General features: G+C 33.6%; 1 protein-coding gene. It reads right to left on the bottom strand.

What is annotated here, in order from left to right:
* Positions 1 to 162: 162 nt before the first annotated feature.
* Positions 163 to 2574: a hypothetical protein gene (locus tag PGOND44_RS14805; protein ID WP_003446007.1), complete on the bottom strand. Its 2412-nt coding sequence runs from the start codon at positions 2572 to 2574 to the stop codon at positions 163 to 165.
* Between the last annotated feature and the right edge of the window lie 107 nt (positions 2575 to 2681).

Genomic DNA, 2681 nt, shown 5'->3' with positions numbered 1-2681 from the left:
AGAACAGAATATGCTTCTTTAAATTTTCTACTTCTCTAGGGTCGAATAATATTGCCAAAACCCCACTACTTTTTCATTTTTTTAAGTTCAAAAATAAGAGAGTTTTTGGATTTAATATTCTGTACTTTTAGGTGTGGTGAATCCTATTCAAAATTATTAATATTATTTCTCTACATTTATTTGTTGTACGTCTTGTATTAAAGTACCGTTTGAGGATATCCCTTGAATAATGAGTTGATAATCTACCTGAGGTTTTTTAATTTTGAATGAGATTTCTCCTGCTGCATTTAATTTGAGAAGGGGCTTCCAATCAACTACTCCATAATTTTGGTAGAAATCACTCGTGTAACTTTCAGATTTGGGGACATAATACTGTTTTTGTTGGCTAAAGGCTACGGGATAGTTAAACTTCTGAGGATTTCCAGTTTTAGAGGAGTCAAAAACTGACGTAAATCTAGAGTATACTCTTACACTTCCATTAACATCCAAAAAGCCCCCTCCAAAAGCTCTGCGATTTATTTCAACATAATCTACGTTATCTAGAGGATAAAAAGCAAAAAAAGAAGTAGGTACAGGAACATCGTCTAGGTACAACTGCATACCTTTCGAATTGGCAGGACCTCCTGGCCCTCCACCCTCTAACCCAGCCGGTGTTCCTAAAGAATTTTGAAATCTTAGTTCCACCAATAAGTCCCCTCCATTTTCATTGGCACTAATTCCTACTTTGGAATCTAGGTATCTAGCTAGGGTTCGAAAAAGTGTGATATCGTCGTAATCTAAAACACTAACCCTGCCCCATTTTTCAGCACCTAGTTCACGCTCGCGTTCCTTTACTTTATCTACCCTTTTTTCTAGTACAACTTCATCGAGTACTTCTCTATCTTTTCCAAATAAAACTTGAGGTTGATCTTGAGTATAATTTAATGAGGTCTTTTCTACTTTAGGTTGAACAAAAGGAGCATTTGTCTTAAAATCAGGGTAAGTATTTGGCGAAAATCTTAAGTATAGATTAGCAGGGAGTAATTGGTTCCCTTGCATTTTAGAAATAGCAAGTTCATCATCTTCAAAATGGAAAAAATTATTTATAATGAAAGATTTTTTGTTTGCAGGGATCTTGACAACCTGAGGCGAGCTGGAGTTACTTGCATGAATCAGAAATTCCTGATTTTCGCCTGTAGGTTTATTTAAGGTTGCCTCAAACTCCAATAAATTTTCAGATTTATAACGAATCTCAAAATCGGAATTAAAAATGGAACCCCAGTCATACGCGCTCCATCCTTGAGTGATTAATAGCTTGTCGAGTTCTTGTATTTTGTGCTTATCAATCGCATTAAAATACCAATCAGCCTGTTGAACTACACCCCTAATATAGGGTTGTAGCAAGAGATAAGACGTGATTGAATGATTATGTTGATTGGCAATTGAATTTTTTGGTAAAACAGAGACACTCACCTTTATGCTGTCTAGTGCCATCTTAGGCTTCATCTGTATTTCTAATGAATCTAACGAAGCCTTGATTTTTGGACTACTGAATGTAGTTATTGGAAGGTTATTATAATTAAAAAATATACGCTCCGCTATCACTTTTTTATCAGGGTCAACTAAGGTGAGTATATTCATACCAGGTTTAAATTCCTTAAGGTTAAAAAGAAAAGAATTGGAAAGATTTTTTTCAAAATTGAGATCGTAAACCCTACTACCCTTCAAGGTGTGGTGTATTAAGGAAAACGACTTATTTTTAAAGGTCTTGGCGCTCTCGCGATTAGTTTTTACTAAAAGTCTAAGTTCATCCTGAGTTGTTACGGCAGAAAGAATAATGCCATTTTTTTCAATAGGTATACCCATGGTTAAAACCCTTGACGGCACCCCGTCGTAGGAAATCTCCGCCTTATAAATCGTTCCTATTTTAGGGATAAAAGAAAATTTTCCAATACCAAAATCATTAAGTCTAAAACGTGCCAATTCTTTGTTTTGATCGTCTATAATTCGTAAATCTGCATTTGCTATACCAAGCCCACTCTCTTTTTTAGCGATTACTCCTACGGTATTTAATACCCCGTTTAATAAGTGACCACTTTCTGGTAAAAATTGAATATCTAAATCATTTGAATTTTTGTCAACATAGCCTTCTTCGTTATCATCAAATTCAATAACCTTAATGTTCTCCACAAAATAATTTTGTTCCTCAAAGTTTCGCATCCAATTTGTAAATGCGCTAATGGTATAATTTCCTGATGTAAATAATGAATCTACTCTAATTGTGTTTGAAGAAACACCATCTTGGACCAGAAGAAGCTTCTCCTTAATGACCTTTTCATCAGCATCCTTAATCTGGACATAGAGATTAGTTGTTTCTTTTGATGCTTTAAGGTTGTACTTATTCAAAACGTAAGCAGAAAATGCTATTTGTTCTCCTTTTAAGTAGGTCGATTTGTTCAAATGCAGATAAGCTATTTCTCTAGGAACTTCAAGATTTTCTTTTAACTTATCATCTATATCATTCTGATTTTTTTGTCCATTAACATTAATACAAAAAAGCACTGAAATTGAAAAAAATAGTAAGATTTTGTTCATAATTTAGAGTTTAATGGATTTTTTCAGAATATCCTTATAAATATAAATTAAATATGCCATATGCATTTAGTGTACTACTTAATTTTAAGTATTTATTTTGTTTAAGT

This window comes from Psychroflexus gondwanensis ACAM 44 (assembly GCF_000355905.1).
Lineage (GTDB): Bacteria > Bacteroidota > Bacteroidia > Flavobacteriales > Flavobacteriaceae > Psychroflexus > Psychroflexus gondwanensis.
Note: the sequence above shows the minus strand (reverse complement) of the source record. Positions and strands in the feature narration are given on the sequence as shown.